The organism is Mycobacterium sp. E735 (assembly GCF_001666955.1).
In the GTDB taxonomy this organism is placed as follows: domain Bacteria; phylum Actinomycetota; class Actinomycetes; order Mycobacteriales; family Mycobacteriaceae; genus Mycobacterium.
The window spans coordinates 1-15,573 of record NZ_LZIX01000136.1 but is presented as its reverse complement, the minus strand read 5'-3'; the positions used below and the strand labels follow the sequence as shown (position 1 = coordinate 15,573).

Sequence of the window (15,573 nt, the reverse complement as noted above, 5' to 3'; positions counted from 1 at the left end):
GCACGGTGTCGAAGAAGGTGTCGTGCACCAGCGCGTCGCCGAGCGCCGCGGCGATGGCCCCGGCGTGGCCGTGCACGCGGCGGGCGATCGCGGTCAGCCCGTCGGCGCCGTGGTAGCTGGCGTACATCGCGGCCATCACGGCGAGCAGCACCTGCGCGGTGCAGATGTTGCTGGTCGCCTTGTCGCGGCGGATGTGCTGCTCGCGGGTCTGCAACGCCAGCCGGTAGGCCGGTGACCCGTCGGCGTCCAGCGAGACGCCCACCAGCCGACCCGGCAGCTGGCGGGCGTGCTTGGCGTGCACCGACAGGTATCCGGCGTGGGGGCCGCCGAATCCCATTGGCACGCCGAACCGTTGGGTCGTTCCGAACGCGACGTCGGCGCCGATGTCGCCCGGCGGGGTGATCAGCGTGCACGCCAGCAGGTCGGCGCCGATCGCGATCAGCGCGCCACGGTCGTGGGCCTGCTCCACCAGGGCCGCCCAGTCGGTGATCCGGCCGCTCGCGCCGGGCAGCTGGGTGATCACGCCGAAGAAGTCACCGTCGGGAAGGCCGTCGCTCAGGTCGGCGGTGACGATCTCGATGCCCAACGGCGCAGCCCGCGTGGTCAAGACGGCCGCCGTCTGGGCGAACAGATCGGCGTCGACGGCAAGCCGGTTCGAGCTACCGCGGGTCGCGCGGTGCATCAGCGTCATGGCCTCGGCGGCGGCGGTGCCCTCGTCGAGCATCGACGCGTTGGCGACTTCCAGCCCGGTCAAATCGGCCACCATCGTCTGGAAATTCAGGAGCGCCTCCAGCCGGCCCTGGCTGATCTCCGGCTGGTACGGGGTGTAGGCGGTGTACCAGGCCGGGTTCTCCAGCACGTTGCGCAGCAGCACCGGCGGGGTGAGCGTGTCGTAGTAGCCCTGCCCGATCATCGAGACGGCCACCGTGTTGGCCTCCGCGAGCGCCCGCAGCTCGGCCAGCGCCTCGGCCTCGGTGACGGCCGGCGGCAACTCATCCAGACCCGGTGCCGCGCCGCCGCCGGTGAGCTTGTCGAGGATGCCCGCGGGGACGGCCTTGGCGGCCAGTTCGTTCAGCGAATCGACACCGATGACGGACAGCATCGTTGCGACGGCTTGGCCATCCGGGCCGATGTGCCGGGCTGCGAAGGTTGATTGGTCGGGCACTGGCGAACTCCTGGCTGTGGCATCGACAAAGGCAGAGGACAAGCGGCCCTCTCCCTCTGTCTTCACCCGTTCGCCGGGCGCCTGAGAGATTCGGCGCGAGATGCTGCCTCGCGCCTTTCCCCATCGGCGGGTGCCGACCGCCGGGGCCGGCACCGCTTTCCAGAGGCATCGTTAACCCGCGCGGTCCGGGTGCCTGAGAGGTTAGCGGAGAGGTGTTGCTCCTTCGGCGTCCGTGACTGGCCGTCACGAAACTCTCCCGCACGAGTGCGATGCGTCGTCCAGTTTACCCGGCCCGGGTCAATTCGCCGCGAGCGTGCGTGTCTGTACCGCGACACGCCGCAAAGCGTGTACGGCAGCGCACGTTCGCGCACAGGGGTGGCGCGGGTGCGGTTAACCGATCTTGCGGTCGCGGTGCTTGCGGCGCGAGGCCAGCTCGTCTTCCGGGGCGGCGATCGACTCGCCCCCGTCGGCGCGCTCCCCGGGGAAGTCGGCGATGACGCCGGTCAGCTCCCGCATGGCGCCCGACACGGCGATGCCGAACACGCCCTGCCCGCCCTGCAGGAGGTCGACGACCTCTTCGGCCGACGTGCACTCGTAAACCGTGGTGCCGTCGGAGAACAACGTGATGTTGGCCAGGTCCTGGACGCCGCGCTGACGCAGGTGATCGACGGCAACCCTGATGTTGTGCAGCGAGATTCCGGTGTCGAGAAGCCGCTTGACGATCTTGAGCACCAGGATGTCTTTGAACGAGTAGAGCCGCTGGCTGCCGGAGCCCGCCGCGCTGCGGATCGACGGCACCACCAGCGAGGTGCGCGCCCAGTAGTCCAACTGCCGGTAGGTGATTCCGGCGATCTGGCAGGCGCTGGGGCCGCGGTAGCCGACGAGCTCGTCCGGCACGGAGTCGTCGGGAAACAGTCCGGGCTGCACGGGCGCTTCCGGCGCGGCGGTCGCGTGGTCAGCTAGGTCCAGCTGTTCTTGGCGTGGCTGCTCGCTCACGGTGCTTCCTCTCGCCGATCGCGCTTTCGTTTCCAGCTGTGTACTGGCTGCGTCGCAGCCACGTTTGCTCAGGCCCGAGTGCTAGAGAGCTTACGCTGTTCGATAGCTACCGCGCCCTTAAGTCGTGATCAAAGTATGGCTGCCGCCGGGCAAAGTGAGGGCGCTATCCGCCAGGCGTGTCGACATCCCGGGGGCAAGTGAGACGGATCCGTGATGTCGGTGTCCAGGGTAGTACCCGCCGACGGGGTTCGCGAAGCCGCTGGAAGGGGCCGGAAAGGCGTTAAGTGGCCTTGAAATCGTCGGGCGAGACGCTGTCGAGAAACTCCTTGAACTTCTCCACCTCGTCCTCGCGGACGGCAGTGCCGCCCTCTTCGTCGGTCTCGTCGGGGATGAGCAGACCGGCCTGGGCCAGCACGGCCTCCTCGACGTAGATCGGGACGCCGACGCGCAGCGCTATCGCGACCGAATCCGAGGGCCGCGCCGACACCGTGATGTTGCGGTCGAAGACCAGATCGGCGTAGAAGGTGCCCTCCTGAAGGTCGACGATCCGCACCTCTTTCAGCGAATGGCCAAGCGCGGCAATGACATCCCTGATCAGATCGTGCGTCAGCGGACGCGGCGGCTCGACGCCCTGCTGCTCGAGGGCGATGGCGGCAGCCTCCGATTGGCCAATCCAGATCGGCAGGTATCGGTCGCCGTCGGTTTCGCGCAGTAACAGGACCGGCTGGTTCTGCGGCTGCTCAACGCGAATGCCGACAACACGAACTTCACCCATTTGTGTCTGCCCTCCGCATATGCTGCCGTGTCGGTTCTTGGCGCAACGGCGACGCCGAATTTCCGCTGAGCCGCTGAAAACCAAGCTATCGACGAAGTCTAGTCCTCAGCGATGCAGAACGTCGCGAACGGCGGATTTGATCAGCGACGTGTGCAACGTGATGGCGAGGGCCGCCACCTCGCGCGCCAGGTCGTCGGCGCGGTCCCGCGCTCCGGTCTTGCCGGCTTTGACTATCGGCCCGGCGATTTGGGCGATCAGGTCCGACTGCCGGTCCGCCGCCGAGCGAAACGCCCGCAGGTGTCGCGGCTCGACACCGTATTCCGACAGCGCCCGCGCGCATTGCAGGATCACGACGGCGTGTTCGTCGAAGAAGCCGCCCGGGCCGGTGGTGATAACCCCCGCCTTGAGCAGCGCCGTCAACAGGTCCTCACCCACCCCCGAACGCTCCAGCAGGTCTTCCCGGCTCAACCGGATGCTCGATGGCGCGACCGCGGCGGTGTCCGATCCGGCCCCGGTGTCCGGCTCGGCGGCGGTCTCCCCGACGCCCGCCACGGACACCAGACGTGGGGCGGCGTAGGGCGAGCCGAAGGGCGGCAGCTCGCCATCGGGCTGCGCGTCCAATTGCGCCCGGATGACCTTGAGCGGCAGGTAATGATCGCGCTGCGCGGTGAGGATGAACCGCAGCCGGGCGCAGTCGTAAGCGGTGAATCTCCGATAGCCCGACGCGGCGCGCTGTGGCGTCACCAGTCCTTCGGCCTCCAAGAAGCGAATCTTGGAGATCGTGACATCGGGAAAGTCCGGCCTCAACAGTTCCAGGACCGCCCCAATCGACATCCCGGCCAGTGCCGGGCTATCGGGTGCGCTCACTAGCCTCCGGATCCTCCGTCCTCACCCTGCTTGGGCCCGGTCAAAAACACCAAGCGGAACTTGCCGATCTGCACCTCGTCGCCGTTGGCGAGCACCGCAGAGTCGACGGGCTCCCGGTTGACGTAGGTGCCATTCAGGCTACCGACATCCACCACGTTGAATTCGTTGTTTTCCAACCTGAATTCGGCGTGTCGGCGGCTGACGGTGACGTCGTCGAGGAAGATGTCGCTGTCGGGATGCCGACCGGCGGACGTGATGGGCTGATCGAGCAGGAAGCGTGACCCGGCGTTCGGTCCCCGTTTGACGACCAGCAGCGCCGAACCGGCCGGCAGGCCCTCCACCCCGGAAACCGCGCTCTCGGTGCCCGCCTGCGCGGGCGCATCGAGTTCGTTGAGGAAGTCGGCGCGGAAGACCGAAGTCGTCTCCACCGTGACTTCGTCAGAGGTCTGGTCGTTGTCCATGTCCGTCACGCGCTGCTCCTCACTGGCCGCTGTGGCGTTGTCTGACCGGGCCGCTCGGCCGGCTGCTCACTGGGTTTACTGGCCCGGCACTGCCGATTGCTAAGACTGCTGCCTTCAAGTGTCGATCTGTCGACGGTACCGCGCATAGGTCCGCAATGTGCCCCCCACCCGACGATCGGCAGACCGATTGTCCGCCTTTCCCCGCCGCCCTTGCACGCCGCTCTCGGCGCCGCGCGGGGCTGGCAGGCAGATTAGCAATCGTCATTCGGTCAGTGTTCCGCGGTAGGCCTCGGCGTCAAGCAGCGACGAGATGGACGACTCCAGGGCGGCTACGTCGGACACCTGGACATCCACGAGCCACCCGGCCCCGTAGGGGTCGGAGTTGACCAGCTGCGGACTGCCTTCCAGATCGGCGTTGACCGCGGAGACCGTGCCCGACACCGGCGCGTACAGATCCGACACCGATTTGGTCGACTCGACCTCGCCGAAGGATTCACCCGCGGTCACCTCGGTGCCGACGTCGGGCAGCTGAACGAAGACGACATCGCCCAGCGCCGACTGCGCGAAGTCGGTGATCCCGACCCGCACGACGTCGTCACCGCTTCGGCGAACCCATTCGTGTTCGGCGGTGTAGTGCAGATCGGGCGGGATATCGCTCACGAGTAATCCTGTTCTGTGCGGATGCGCTCACTTGACGGGCTGAGCGTATTGGTGCGGTTTTGGTTGTCGCAAGGTGGTCACGTCCACTCGGTCGGCCTGCCGCACGGACATCCGCGCGCCCACGCGCTTGATGCTGTCCTCGGCGCCGCCCGGAATGTTCATCGCCGCGGCCAGGGTGGGCGGATCGCCAATGGCCAGAATCGAATACGGGGGCGACAGCGTCTTGGTGTCGACGGTCAGCGACCCGGGCATGCCCACCACCCAGGTATCGACACCCACGCGCACGGACTGGTGTCCATCGTTGATCTCGATCGCCTCGGCGCCGGCGGCGCGCAGTTCGTTGATCACGTCGAGCATCACCTCCGGCGACACGCCGGGCCCGGGGTCGTCGATGGTGACCGTGACGCCTGGCCCGGTGGCGCCCACCGCGCCGACCAAGATGGACAGGGCGGCCAGCTTGGCCTGCGCGGCCTGTATGGCGGCCTGGTCGTTGTTGCCCGACGCCTGCAGCGAATTCAGCGTGTTCTGCAATTCATTCACTTCGGCGTTGAGGGTGGCCTCGCGCTGCCGCAAGGAATCCAAGAGCACCAACAAGTCTGCGGGACGCGCCGTTTCCAGCGAATCACCCGACTCGTTCTGGCGGACCTGCGTGACGATGGCGATGCCCAGCAGCAGACACAACAGCACCGCCAACGTCCCGAAAGCCAGCCGGGAACGGCCGCCGCGGACCAGCCCCGACAGTCCGGTGCGGCGCACCGGGCCGATCTCCGGGCGCGGGCGCTTGGACGGCAATTCGTGCCGGCCGTGCGGCGCGCGGCCTTCCGCTTCACCCGTTTCCGCGGCGCCGCCGGGCGGTTCCTCGCTCACGCCGGCCCCACCTTGGCCATGGCGCCGCTTCCCTTCGCTTCGCTCCGCATCGTCACCGGCCGCCCGTCACGCCCCGAACAGCCGGCGGCGCAGCGCGGCGGCATTGCCGAAGATGCGGATGCCCAACACCACGATGATCGCCGTGGACAACTGCGTGCCCACGCCCAATTGGTCTCCGACATAGACGATCAGCGCGGCCACGAAAACGTTGAACACGAACGAGACCACGAAGACCTTCGGGTCGAAGATCCGTTCCAGGTAGGCGCGCAGGCCGCCGAACACGGCGTCGAGCGCCGCCACCACCGCGATCGGCAGGTACGGCTGGACCACCTCGGGCACCGCGGGGTGGAACACCAGGCCCAGCACGATGCCGATCGCCAGCGCCGCGATGCCGATCATGCGCGCTTGCCGTTCCGTGACTCGCACAGGCGAAGATGTCTGCCGAGGACTTTTCTCACTGTGGCCCAATCTGTTTGGCGAACTTGGTATCCCGGATCGATCCGGCGGGAAGTGTCAGCCCGTCGGCGGCGTCCACGGTGACGACGACACCGTAGGAGACCTCGAGGAGCTTGAGGCGCTGCCGGCCCGAGCTCTGGTCGAAGACGTCCCGCATCGCGCGGGGCGGGCCCACCGCGAGAATCGTGTACGGGCTGCTGGTGGGGTTGTTGTCGACCAGGATCGCCCCACCGGCTTGCCGGATGGTCACATTCGGCCCGATGCGGACGCCGCCGACCGAGATCGCCTCGGCCCCGCTCGCCCACAACGAGTTGACGACCAGCTGCAGGTCCCGGTCCAGGATGATCTGCCTGCTGCCGCTGACCCGCTGCTTGGAGACGTCGGAAAGGTTGGGGCCGGCACCGGGATCGGTCACGGTCACCTTCAAGCCGGGCCCGATGACGGGCCGGCTCGCCGCCGCCAGGCCGAGCGCATCGAGACGGGCCAATAGCCGCTGTCCTTCGGCGTCGTCGGCCAGCGCGCGCCGCTGCACGTCGTCGACTCGAGCGGACAGCTCGCTGCGCCGTTGGGCGAGTTTTGCCGCGGTGCTCTCCGTCGAACGCACGTTGCCCAGCAAGAGCTGCTGCGCGGAGCGCACACCGGGGGCGACCGAGCGCGCCTGCGCGACGGCGGCGGCGAAGACGGTCGCGATCAGCAGCGCCGCCAACGCCTGCCAGAGCCAGCCGAAGGCGCGTTCACGCCCGCCCTCGCGGGTCGAAGCGCCGCGACGCTTCTCCGCGGCCGCGGCGTAGCCGGGATCGAGGTGCTCGGAAAGCAGGGCGCGCAGGAGCGAAGGCACCGGGATCAGCTTCGGCCGCGACGCCACGTGTGCGCTGCGGCCGGCGTTGGGGTCGTAGCCGCCCAGCAGGCGGTCCGGGTCAGCCACGATCGACCGCCTCGGGCAGGTGCGCGCCGTGTTTGAGCCGGGGCATTCGGCGGATGACCAGCGTCATCTGCACCACATACAGCGCGAACGCCCACAGATAGCCATACATGCCCCAGATCAGGAAGGCCCAGCCGCAGGCCCCGACCACCCGGCTCCACAGGGCATCCCACGTGCCGAGCAGGACCAGCGGAAAGCCCGACATCAACGCGAACGTGGCGGCCTTGCCGATGTAGGTCACCGGCAGCGCGGACAAGCCGCGGCTCCACAGCAGCGGCAGCGTCGCAGCCAGCAGCCCGTCGCGCGCCAGCAGGATGCCGACGAACCACCACGGCACGATCCCGCTCAGCGCCATCACGACGGGCACGCAGATCATGTAGAGGCGGTCGACCGCCGGATCCAGCAGGACGCCGAGCCGCGAGGACTGGTTGAGCAGTCGGGCGATCTTGCCGTCGGCCCAGTCCGACGCGCCGCTGAACATCAGGATCCCGACCGCCCAACCGTTGGCGTGGGCGAACAGCAGGGCGTAGACGAACACCCCGATGAGCACCAGGCGGATCGCGCTCAACGCGTTGGGCACCGTCAGCACCCGGTCGGATGGAAGCGCCGGCTCCATAAGCCGTGACCTTAACGCGGCCATATTGCGGTCCGTTAAACGGCTTAGCGGAAGACCCCGGGCAGGCTGAGCGTCGACAGCGTGTCGTCCGACAGCGGATTGTCGTTGACCATGTAAGTCCACGTCGAGGTTGGCCGGGCCAGCTTGGACAGATCCAGGCCCTGCTCCTCTTCGAGGACGTTGGCCGTCTCGAACGTCTGCTGCGCGGCCTCGATGGCGTCGGCGGCCAGCGACGCGAACGCATCGACCGCAAGCCGGTGGAACTCGTCCAACGGGTTCTGCCGGCCCAGCGCGCGCAGGTGGATGCTTTCGCGGATGTCCGCCAGGTACGCCAGGTGATCGGCCCACCCGCGGTCGAGGTGGTAGAGCATGATCTGCCGGCAGATCTTCTCCAGACGGTCTTCGGCGATGTCCTTGGACAGCGCCTTGTACCGCTTGGGCGCCAGTTCGGCGAGCTCCTCACGCGCGGTTGCGGTGCGCAGCAACGTGTTCCGGCGATCGACGATGATGGCGCGCTGCTGGGCGATCAGCTGGTTGTAGCGCCAGGTATTGGCGTGCACGTCCAGCATCCGGCCCTCGGCGACGCGCTGGGCGTGGTCGAGCAGCCCGGCCGCTTTGGGGCTGACGATCCGGCCGTCGTCGTCGGTTTCCATCGGCAGCTTGTTGTGGTCGAGGTTGGCCGCGACCACATCGTCTTCCCAGCTCGAGAAGAACACCGACGAGCCGGGGTCGCCCTGGCGGCCGGCGCGCCCGCGCAGCTGGTTGTCCAGCCGCTCGGTGTGATGCCGTCCGGTGCCCACCACGTGCAGGCCGCCGAGCTCGGCTACCCGGTCGTGGTCGGCCTCGTCGGACCCACCGAGCCGAATGTCGGTGCCGCGCCCGGCCATCTGCGTCGAGACGGTGACCACCCCGAACTTGCCGGCCTCGGCGATGACCTCCGCCTCCTCGGCGTCGTTCTTCGCGTTGAGCACCACCGCGGGCACACCGCGGCGCAACAGCCGCTCGTGCAGCTCCTCCGACTCGGCCACGTCGCGGGTCCCGACCAGCACCGGTTGCCCGGTCTCGTGCACCTCGACGATGTGCTCGACGATCCCGTCGTTCTTGGCGGCGGCGGTGATGTAGACGCGGTCGGACTCGTCTTCGCGAATGTTGGGCTCATTCGGCGGAATCGGTGACACGCCGAGCTTGTAGAACTGGCGCAGCTGCTCCCCGGCGGCCAGCGCGGTGCCCGTCATTCCGCACACCGTCTCGTAGCGGTTGATCAATGCCTGGACCGTGATCGTGTCGAGCACTTCCCCGGTTTCGGTGGTCTCGATCCCCTCCTTCGCCTCGACGGCCGCCTGCAGGCCGTCGGGCCAGCGCTGCAGTTGCGCGATGCGGCCGCGGGCGGCGTTGATCAGGTGCACCGCGTCGTCCCGGACGATGTAGTGCACGTCGCGCTGCAGCAGCACGTGCGCGTGCAGCGCGACGTTGACCTCGGTCAGGGTCGTGCCGACGTGCTCCTCGGAGTAGAGGTCGATGCCGCCGAGCGCCTTCTCCACTTTGCGCGCCCCGACGTCGGTCAGATGGACGTTGCGGCTGTCGGAGTCGGTGTCGTAATCCGTTTCCGGGGACAGGTCGCCGACCAGCTTGATGATCTCCAGCCGCGGCGTCTCCCGGTGTGTGGTGCCCGCCAGCACCAGCGGCACCAGGGCCTCGTCGACGAGCACCGAGTCGGCCTCGTCGATCAGGGCCACGTCGGGGTTCGGCGACACCAGGTCGTCGACGTCGACCACGAGCTGGTCGCGCAGCACGTCGAAACCGATCTCGTTGACCGAGGCGTAGGTGACGTCGCAGCCATAGGCGGCGCGACGCTCCTCGCTGGTCGACTCGGCGGTGATCCAGCCGACCGTCAGCCCCATCGCCTCGAGCAGGGGGCCCATCCACTCCGCGTCGCGGCGGGCGAGGTAGTCGTTGATCGTCACCACGTGCACGTGGCGCCCGGCGAGGGCGTAGCCGGCCGCCGCGATCGCCCCGGAGAGCGTCTTGCCCTCACCGGTGGCCATTTCGATGACGTCGCCGGCGAGCATTCGCAGCGCACCGAGCAGCTGCACGTCGAACGGGCGCAGCGTGGTCGCCCGTTCGGCCGCCTCCCTGGCGATCGCCAGGAATTGCGGGATGTCCTCAGACTCGGCGAGGTCGTCTAGCTTGAGCAGCTTGGCGGCCTTCCGCAGCTGCTCGTCGGTGAGCCCGGCGGCCTCCTCGTCGTATTCGGACGAGTCGGTGACCTGGGAAAGGGAGCGGTTGCGGTTCTTCTCGGTGCTGGCGCCGAGCAGTCGCCAAAATCGGCTGCTCAGGCGGCCGGGTTGCGCGCGGGTGGTCTTTGGCACAGGTCAACGGTACGCGAGCCGCCCGCCGGCGCGACCGTGCGTGTCTGCCCGGCGACACGCCGCAGACGGTGGCATTTTCAGCACCTTCGCGGCCCCGCCCGGCACGTCAAGCGAGGTTGGATCGGCGTGGGTAGGCGACGCCGGGGTCGGTGAGCACGTTGACCACCGACGGCAGGCCGCTGGCGAAGGCGCGTTCCAGCGCGGGCCGCAGCTCCGCCGGCGCGGAGACCAGCTCGCCGTGGCCGCCCAGGGCGCGCACCACCTCGTCGTAGCGGGTGCCCGGCCGCAGTTCCGCCACCACCGAATAGCCGTACAGCGCCTCCATCGGATGTTTCTCCAACGCCCAGATCCCGTTGTTGCCGACCACCGAGACCACGGGCACGTTGTGCCGGACCAGGGTGTCCCATTCCATGCCGCTGAACCCGAAGGCGCCGTCGCCCTGCAGCAGGACGACCTGACGGTCCGGCCGGGCCAGCTTGGCGGCCAGCGCGTAACCGGGGCCCGAGCCGAGGCAGCCGAAGGGGCCGCTGTCCAGCCAGCAGCCCGGCTGATAGCTGTCGATCACCCGGCCGGCGTAGGACCCGAAGTCGCCGGCGTCGATGACGACGATGGCGTCGCGGTCCAGCATCGGCGCCAGCTCCGCGTACACCCGCATGGGATGCAGCGGCACGCGCTCGTCGGCCAGATCGGCCTTTTCCTTTCCGCGCGCGGCGGTCTCGGCGGTGCGCAGTTCGTCGATCCAGTCGCGGTGGTCGGTCCCGCCCCCGGACGCGAGGGCCGCGAGTATGGACAACAGGTCGCCGTAGAGCTCGGCTTCGACCGGGCGCGGATGCCTGCGTTCGGGTTCGGCGCGGTCCACCACGATGAGCCGGGTCTGCGGCCCGAACACCCCGCCGAAGCCCAGCCGGAAATCCATCGGCACCCCGACGATCAGCGCAACATCGGCCTCGCCCAACGCTTTTCCTCGCACCCGAGAGAACGCCAACGGGTGATCGGCGGGCACCGCGCCGCGGGCCATCCCGTTCATCAGGACCGGGATCTGGAGTTCCTCGGCGAGGCGCAGCAGGGCGGCCTCCCCGTGCCCCCACCAGACGTTGGTGCCGGCCATGATGACCGGCCGCCGGGCCGCCGACAGCAGGCTCGCGGCGCGGCCCAGGGCGGCGCCGTCCAGGTCGTCCACGCCAGGACCCGGCGGCAGATCGGTGAGGGCACCGGGACGCCCGTGATCCTCGGACATGGAAAACACGTGGTCCATGGGGAAGTCGACGAAGCCGACCCCCGAGGGTGCGCCGACCGCCGCCCGCGACGCCTCGTCGACGAGCCGGCCGGCGTCCTCGGCGGACTGCGCCGTCGCGGCGAAGCGGGCCAGCGGCGCCACGAACGGCACGTGGTCGATCTCCTGCAGCGAACCCATGCCCCACCGCCCGGCCGGTGACCGGCCGCCCAGCACGACGAGCGGCGACTGGTTCTGCTGTGCGGCCGCCATCGCGCTCATCCCGTTGGTGACGCCCGGTCCCGCCGTGAGTGCGGCGACGCCGGGCACCCGCGTCACTTTCGACCATCCTTCGGCGGCGAAGGCCGCGGTCTGCTCGTGGCGGGTATCGATCAGCCGGATCCCCTCCTCGCGGCAGCCGTCGTAGACCGAGAACAGGTGGCCGCCGGACAACGTGAAGAGGGTGTCTACACCGCTGGCCCGCAGGCGCCGCGCGATGAGCCTGCCGGCGTGCAATGTTTGGGTGGGAATGGCGTCGGTGCTCATAACCGCAGCCTATCCAGATCCTTCGGGTACCTTCGCCGGAGGATTTGAAGTGCCCGCCGAGTCCACCAGCGCGACCGTGAGGAGACAACGACCATGGGTCCAAAGCCGTTCAAGCCCTCGATCAACTGGTCGGCGGCGGCCGTGGATTCCCTGCGGTGGGTCGCCATCGCCTGGCTGATCAGCGCCGTCTGTCTGTTCGTCGCGCTGGTGCTGTTCAGATATCTCACCCCGTGGGGGCGGCAGTTCTGGCGGATCACGCGCGGGTACTTCGTCGGGGCGCGCAGCATCGGCGTCTGGCTGATGCTCGGCGTGCTGTTGCTGTCGGTGCTGCTCTCGGTCCGGCTGACGGTGTTGCTCAGCTACCAGGGCAACGACCTGTACACGGCGGTGCAGAAGGCGGTCCAGGGCATAGCGGCCGACGACGACGCGGTCAAACAGTCCGGCATTCATGGCTTCTGGATGTCCATCGCGATCTTCAGCGTGCTGGCCACCCTGTACGTCATCCGGTTCATGATCGACATCTACCTGACCCAGCGGTTCATCATCGCCTGGCGCATATGGCTGACGTCGCATCTCACCGACGACTGGCTTGACGGCCGGGCCTATTACCGGGACCTGTTCATCGACAACACGATCGACAACCCCGACCAGCGCATCCAGCAGGACATCGACATCTTCACCGCGAACGCGGGCGGCACCCCGAACATCCCGTCCAACGGGACCGGCAGCACCTTGCTGTTCGGGGCCGTCAACGCGGTCGCCTCGGTGATCTCCTTCGCCGCGATCCTGTGGAACCTGTCGGGAAACCTCAACGTGTTCGGCGTCGACTTTCCGCGCGCGATGTTCTGGACGGTCCTGGTCTACGTGTTCATCGCCACGCTGGTCGCGGTGTGGCTGGGGCATCCGCTGATCCGGCTGAGCTTCAACAACGAGAAACTGAACGCCGCGTTCCGCTATGCCTTGGTGCGACTGCGCGACGCCGCCGAGGCCGTGGGCTTCTACCGCGGTGAGCGCGTCGAGCGGACGCAACTGTGGCGGCGGTTCACGCCGATCATCGACAACTACCGCAAGTTCGTGCGCCGGACCATCATCTTCAACGGGTGGAACTGGTCGGTGTCCCAGGCGATCGTCCCGCTGCCGTGGGTGATTCAGGCGCCGCGGCTGTTCGCCGGGCAGATCGACTTCGGCGACGTCGGCCAGAGCGCGACCGCCTTTGGCAACATTCACGATTCACTGTCCTTCTTCCGCAACAACTACGACGCCTTCGCCGCCTTCCGGGCGGCCATCATCCGGTTGCACGGCCTGGTCGACGCCAACAGTCAGGGCCGCGCGCTGCCGACCATGCTGGTCAAGCCGAGCGAGGAGACGGCCGTCGAGCTGCGCGACGTCGAGGTGCGCACGCCGGGCGGCGACCGGCTGATCGATCCGCTGGATGTTCAACTGGCCGAAGGCGACTCGCTGGTGATCACCGGGCGCTCCGGCGCGGGCAAGACCACGCTGCTGCGCAGCCTGGCCGAGTTGTGGCCGTATGCGTCCGGGACCCTGTGCCGTCCCGACGGCGAGAACGCGACGATGTTCCTCTCGCAATTGCCCTACGTGCCGCTGGGCAGCTTGCGCACCGTCGTGTGCTATCCGAACTCGCCGGACGGAGTTTCCGATGACGAATTGCAGGAGGTGCTCACCAAAGTCGCGCTGGCCCCCCTGCTCGACCGGCTCGACGAGGAGCGCGATTGGGCCAAGGTGCTCTCCCCCGGCGAACAGCAGCGGGTCGCTTTCGCGCGGATCCTGCTGACCAAACCGAAGGCCGTCTTCCTGGACGAGGCCACCTCCGCGCTCGACGAGGGCCTGGAATTCGCGCTCTATCAATTGGTTCGGACCGAACTCCCGGACTGCGTCGTGGTCAGCGTCAGTCATCGGCCCACCGTCGAGCAGCATCACGAACAACAGCTGCAATTGCTCGGCGGCGGCCCCTGGCGGTTGGGCCCCGTGGAGGAGAAGAAGGAGCCCGCGGGCGTCTAGCGCCTACGCGCTCCGGCGCGGTGTCTTAACGCTCCTGCGCGCTCCCGGCGCCGTGCGCCGCGTGCGCTCCGGCGCGGCGCCCGAAGAACGAGCCCTCCCCCAGTTGGGTGCCGCTCGCGTAGCCCTTGCCGTCCTGGGCGATGTTGGAGGCGCAGGCGCCGGCCGCATACAAGCCGGGCACGACGGTGCCGTCTTCGCGCAGCACCTCGCCGTCGACGGACGTGGCCAGACCACCGATCGTGAAACCGGCATACATCGCCTTGCCCAGTGACATGTCGAACGCGCCCCAGGGGCCTTGATCCTGCGCCGCAAGGAATTCGGGCTGCTTGTGAAAGTCGGGGTCCTCGCCGCGGGCGGCGTTGGCGTTGTAGCGGTCGAGCGTTGCCACCAGGTTGCCCTCCGGAATGCCAAGCGCCGCTTCCATTTCCGGGACGGTTTCCCAGCCGTCGATCAGCGGGACCAGCGGCATCTTCGGGTGCTCCAAGTGCGCCTCGTCGACGATGAGGAACGCCGCGCTGTCGGGCTGGTCCATGATGAACCCGGAAGTCCGCGAATGGTAGGAATCTTCGGCGACGAAACGCTGGCCGAGCTTGTTGACGATGATGCCGGTCAACAGGATCGACGGCGGGTAGGGCGGCGCCGTGATGAAGATCTGGTCCATGTGTTCGGTTGCGCCGCCTGCCGAAACGCCCAGCCGGATGCCGAGGCCGTCGTCGTAGGTATTGCCCAGCACGAACGGCTTCTCGGCCAGCTTCGGCGTGTACTTGGCAACCATCTCGGGGTTCATCACGAATCCCCCGGCGGCAATGATCACCGACTTTGCTTTGATCGCACCGGTTTCGGCGAAGTGCTTCCACATGATACCGCTCACGGAACCCGAACCGTCCAGGATGAGCTCGGTGGCTCCGGTCTCGTACCGGATCTGGACGCCCAGGCTGGCGGCGCGCTTCAGCAGCAGATCGATGACCATGCTGGCGCCCCCGGTGTCACCAGGCACCGGCACCTTGTGCCCGCGCGGCGCGGGCACGGCCTGCTCCAGGAAGGGCCACACCTTCTCGTTGCCGGTGAACATCAGACCCTCGGTGTTGGGCTGGATGACAGCCTTGCCGGGGAAGTAGCTGCGCTCGAACTGAAAGCCCAAGTCTTCCAACCAATCGAAATGTTCGACGCTGCCCTCGCAGTAGGCCCGGATCTTCTCGTGGTCCGGTTGCCGGGACACGGCGACCAGGTACTTGTACATCTCCTCGGGCGAATCGGGGTGGCCGGTCGCCTGCTGGACCGCCGTGCCCCCACCGAGGTAAAAGTGGCCGCCCGCAAGCGAAGTCGTGCCGCCCGCCACGGCGGCGCGCTCGAGCACCAGCACTCGCGCCCCGGCGGCCGCGGCGCTGACGGCGGCGCAGCCGCCCGCGATTCCGAAGCCGACCACCACGACGTCAACGTCATCCGACCACGATGTGACGTCGTCCGCGTTGACCGTTGCCGGAATCTCGGTGCTCATTGGCGCTGCTCCTGTTTGATGTAGTCGTAAAACGCCCTCATTTCGGGCGCTATGTACGCGATCTCCACGAATGGGACTGCCGCCTGGGGCGCCGACACATAGGCGAACTGGATGCCGCCGGGCATCACGCCCTGCTGCACCAC

The 15,573-nt window shown here is 68.1% G+C and carries 13 protein-coding genes, 2 pseudogenes and 1 riboswitch; of the genes and pseudogenes, 1 reads left to right on the top strand and 14 read right to left on the bottom strand.

The features are described from left to right. From A5704_RS10920 to A5704_RS10865, 12 genes and pseudogenes are all read right to left on the bottom strand, one after another. Window positions 1–1,165: pseudogene (locus A5704_RS10920) on the bottom strand (glycine dehydrogenase (aminomethyl-transferring)); the annotation flags it as partial. Window positions 1,166–1,336: 171 nt separating this feature from the next. Further along, window positions 1,337–1,434: riboswitch (glycine riboswitch) on the bottom strand. Window positions 1,435–1,555: 121 nt separating this feature from the next. Beyond that, entirely contained in the window at window positions 1,556–2,161 is a 606-nt protein-coding gene (locus tag A5704_RS10915; protein WP_067757112.1) for a MerR family transcriptional regulator, read from the bottom strand. Window positions 2,162–2,441: 280 nt separating this feature from the next. Further along, complete coding sequence (locus A5704_RS10910) at window positions 2,442–2,936, bottom strand: bifunctional nuclease family protein (RefSeq protein WP_046184273.1); 495 nt, start codon at window positions 2,934–2,936, stop codon at window positions 2,442–2,444. A gap of 105 nt (window positions 2,937–3,041) precedes the next feature. Then, on the bottom strand, window positions 3,042–3,803 hold the full coding sequence (locus A5704_RS10905; protein ID WP_067757115.1) for a MerR family transcriptional regulator: 762 nt from the start codon (window positions 3,801–3,803) through the stop codon (window positions 3,042–3,044). Then, window positions 3,803–4,264 (bottom strand): glycogen accumulation regulator GarA, encoded by a 462-nt coding sequence (gene garA / locus A5704_RS10900; protein ID WP_276038948.1) that lies wholly within the window; start codon window positions 4,262–4,264, stop codon window positions 3,803–3,805. The genes A5704_RS10905 and garA overlap by 1 nt, the downstream gene beginning before the upstream one ends. Window positions 4,265–4,525: 261 nt before the next feature. Further along, a complete protein-coding gene (gcvH, locus tag A5704_RS10895; RefSeq protein WP_067757118.1) occupies window positions 4,526–4,924 on the bottom strand; it encodes a glycine cleavage system protein GcvH in 399 nt (132 codons plus the stop codon). Between the two features lie 27 nt (window positions 4,925–4,951). Continuing rightward, window positions 4,952–5,791, bottom strand: coding sequence for a DUF881 domain-containing protein (locus A5704_RS10890; protein WP_067757121.1), 840 nt, complete (start codon window positions 5,789–5,791; stop codon window positions 4,952–4,954). Window positions 5,792–5,857: 66 nt separating this feature from the next. Next, a complete protein-coding gene (locus A5704_RS10885; protein ID WP_064950365.1) occupies window positions 5,858–6,190 on the bottom strand; it encodes a small basic family protein in 333 nt (110 codons plus the stop codon). Window positions 6,191–6,245: 55 nt separating this feature from the next. Continuing rightward, window positions 6,246–7,172, bottom strand: a complete 927-nt coding sequence (locus A5704_RS10880) for a DUF881 domain-containing protein (protein WP_067757126.1) — start codon at window positions 7,170–7,172, stop codon at window positions 6,246–6,248. Continuing rightward, the gene (locus tag A5704_RS10875) at window positions 7,165–7,785 is read right to left on the bottom strand and encodes a CDP-alcohol phosphatidyltransferase family protein (RefSeq protein ID WP_067757130.1); all 621 of its coding nucleotides are present in this window, start codon (window positions 7,783–7,785) and stop codon (window positions 7,165–7,167) included. Before A5704_RS10875 ends, A5704_RS10880 begins: the two co-directional genes overlap by 8 nt. A gap of 44 nt (window positions 7,786–7,829) precedes the next feature. Continuing rightward, window positions 7,830–10,154: an accessory Sec system translocase SecA2 gene (secA2, locus tag A5704_RS10870; RefSeq protein WP_067888984.1), complete on the bottom strand. Its 2,325-nt coding sequence runs from the start codon at window positions 10,152–10,154 to the stop codon at window positions 7,830–7,832. A 106-nt stretch (window positions 10,155–10,260) separates the two neighbouring features. Further along, a complete protein-coding gene (locus A5704_RS10865) occupies window positions 10,261–11,913 on the bottom strand; it encodes an acetolactate synthase (protein ID WP_067888981.1) in 1,653 nt (550 codons plus the stop codon). Window positions 11,914–12,006: 93 nt separating this feature from the next. Between A5704_RS10865 and A5704_RS10860 the strand changes: the two genes are divergently transcribed. Then, window positions 12,007–13,932: an ABC transporter ATP-binding protein/permease gene (locus tag A5704_RS10860; protein ID WP_067888978.1), complete on the top strand. Its 1,926-nt coding sequence runs from the start codon at window positions 12,007–12,009 to the stop codon at window positions 13,930–13,932. Between the two features lie 25 nt (window positions 13,933–13,957). On the opposite strand, the gene A5704_RS10855 is transcribed toward A5704_RS10860, so the two are convergent. Together A5704_RS10855 and A5704_RS27590 are read right to left on the bottom strand one after the other, a co-directional pair. Then, window positions 13,958–15,430: an FAD-binding protein gene (locus A5704_RS10855; protein ID WP_067888975.1), complete on the bottom strand. Its 1,473-nt coding sequence runs from the start codon at window positions 15,428–15,430 to the stop codon at window positions 13,958–13,960. Beyond that, window positions 15,427–15,573, bottom strand: a pseudogene (locus A5704_RS27590) (VOC family protein); the annotation flags it as partial. The pseudogene A5704_RS27590 and the gene A5704_RS10855, both read right to left, overlap by 4 nt.

Coding starts and splice junctions, on each gene's coding strand:
- garA (WP_276038948.1), bottom strand. CDS start 4,264: ATGGACAACGACCAGACCTCTGACGAAGTCACGGTGGAGACGACTTCG.
- A5704_RS10860 (WP_067888978.1), top strand. CDS start 12,007: ATGGGTCCAAAGCCGTTCAAGCCCTCGATCAACTGGTCGGCGGCGGCC.
- A5704_RS10865 (WP_067888981.1), bottom strand. CDS start 11,913: ATGAGCACCGACGCCATTCCCACCCAAACATTGCACGCCGGCAGGCTC.
- A5704_RS10855 (WP_067888975.1), bottom strand. CDS start 15,430: ATGAGCACCGAGATTCCGGCAACGGTCAACGCGGACGACGTCACATCG.
- A5704_RS10875 (WP_067757130.1), bottom strand. CDS start 7,785: ATGGAGCCGGCGCTTCCATCCGACCGGGTGCTGACGGTGCCCAACGCG.
- A5704_RS10885 (WP_064950365.1), bottom strand. CDS start 6,190: ATGATCGGCATCGCGGCGCTGGCGATCGGCATCGTGCTGGGCCTGGTG.
- A5704_RS10910 (WP_046184273.1), bottom strand. CDS start 2,936: ATGGGTGAAGTTCGTGTTGTCGGCATTCGCGTTGAGCAGCCGCAGAAC.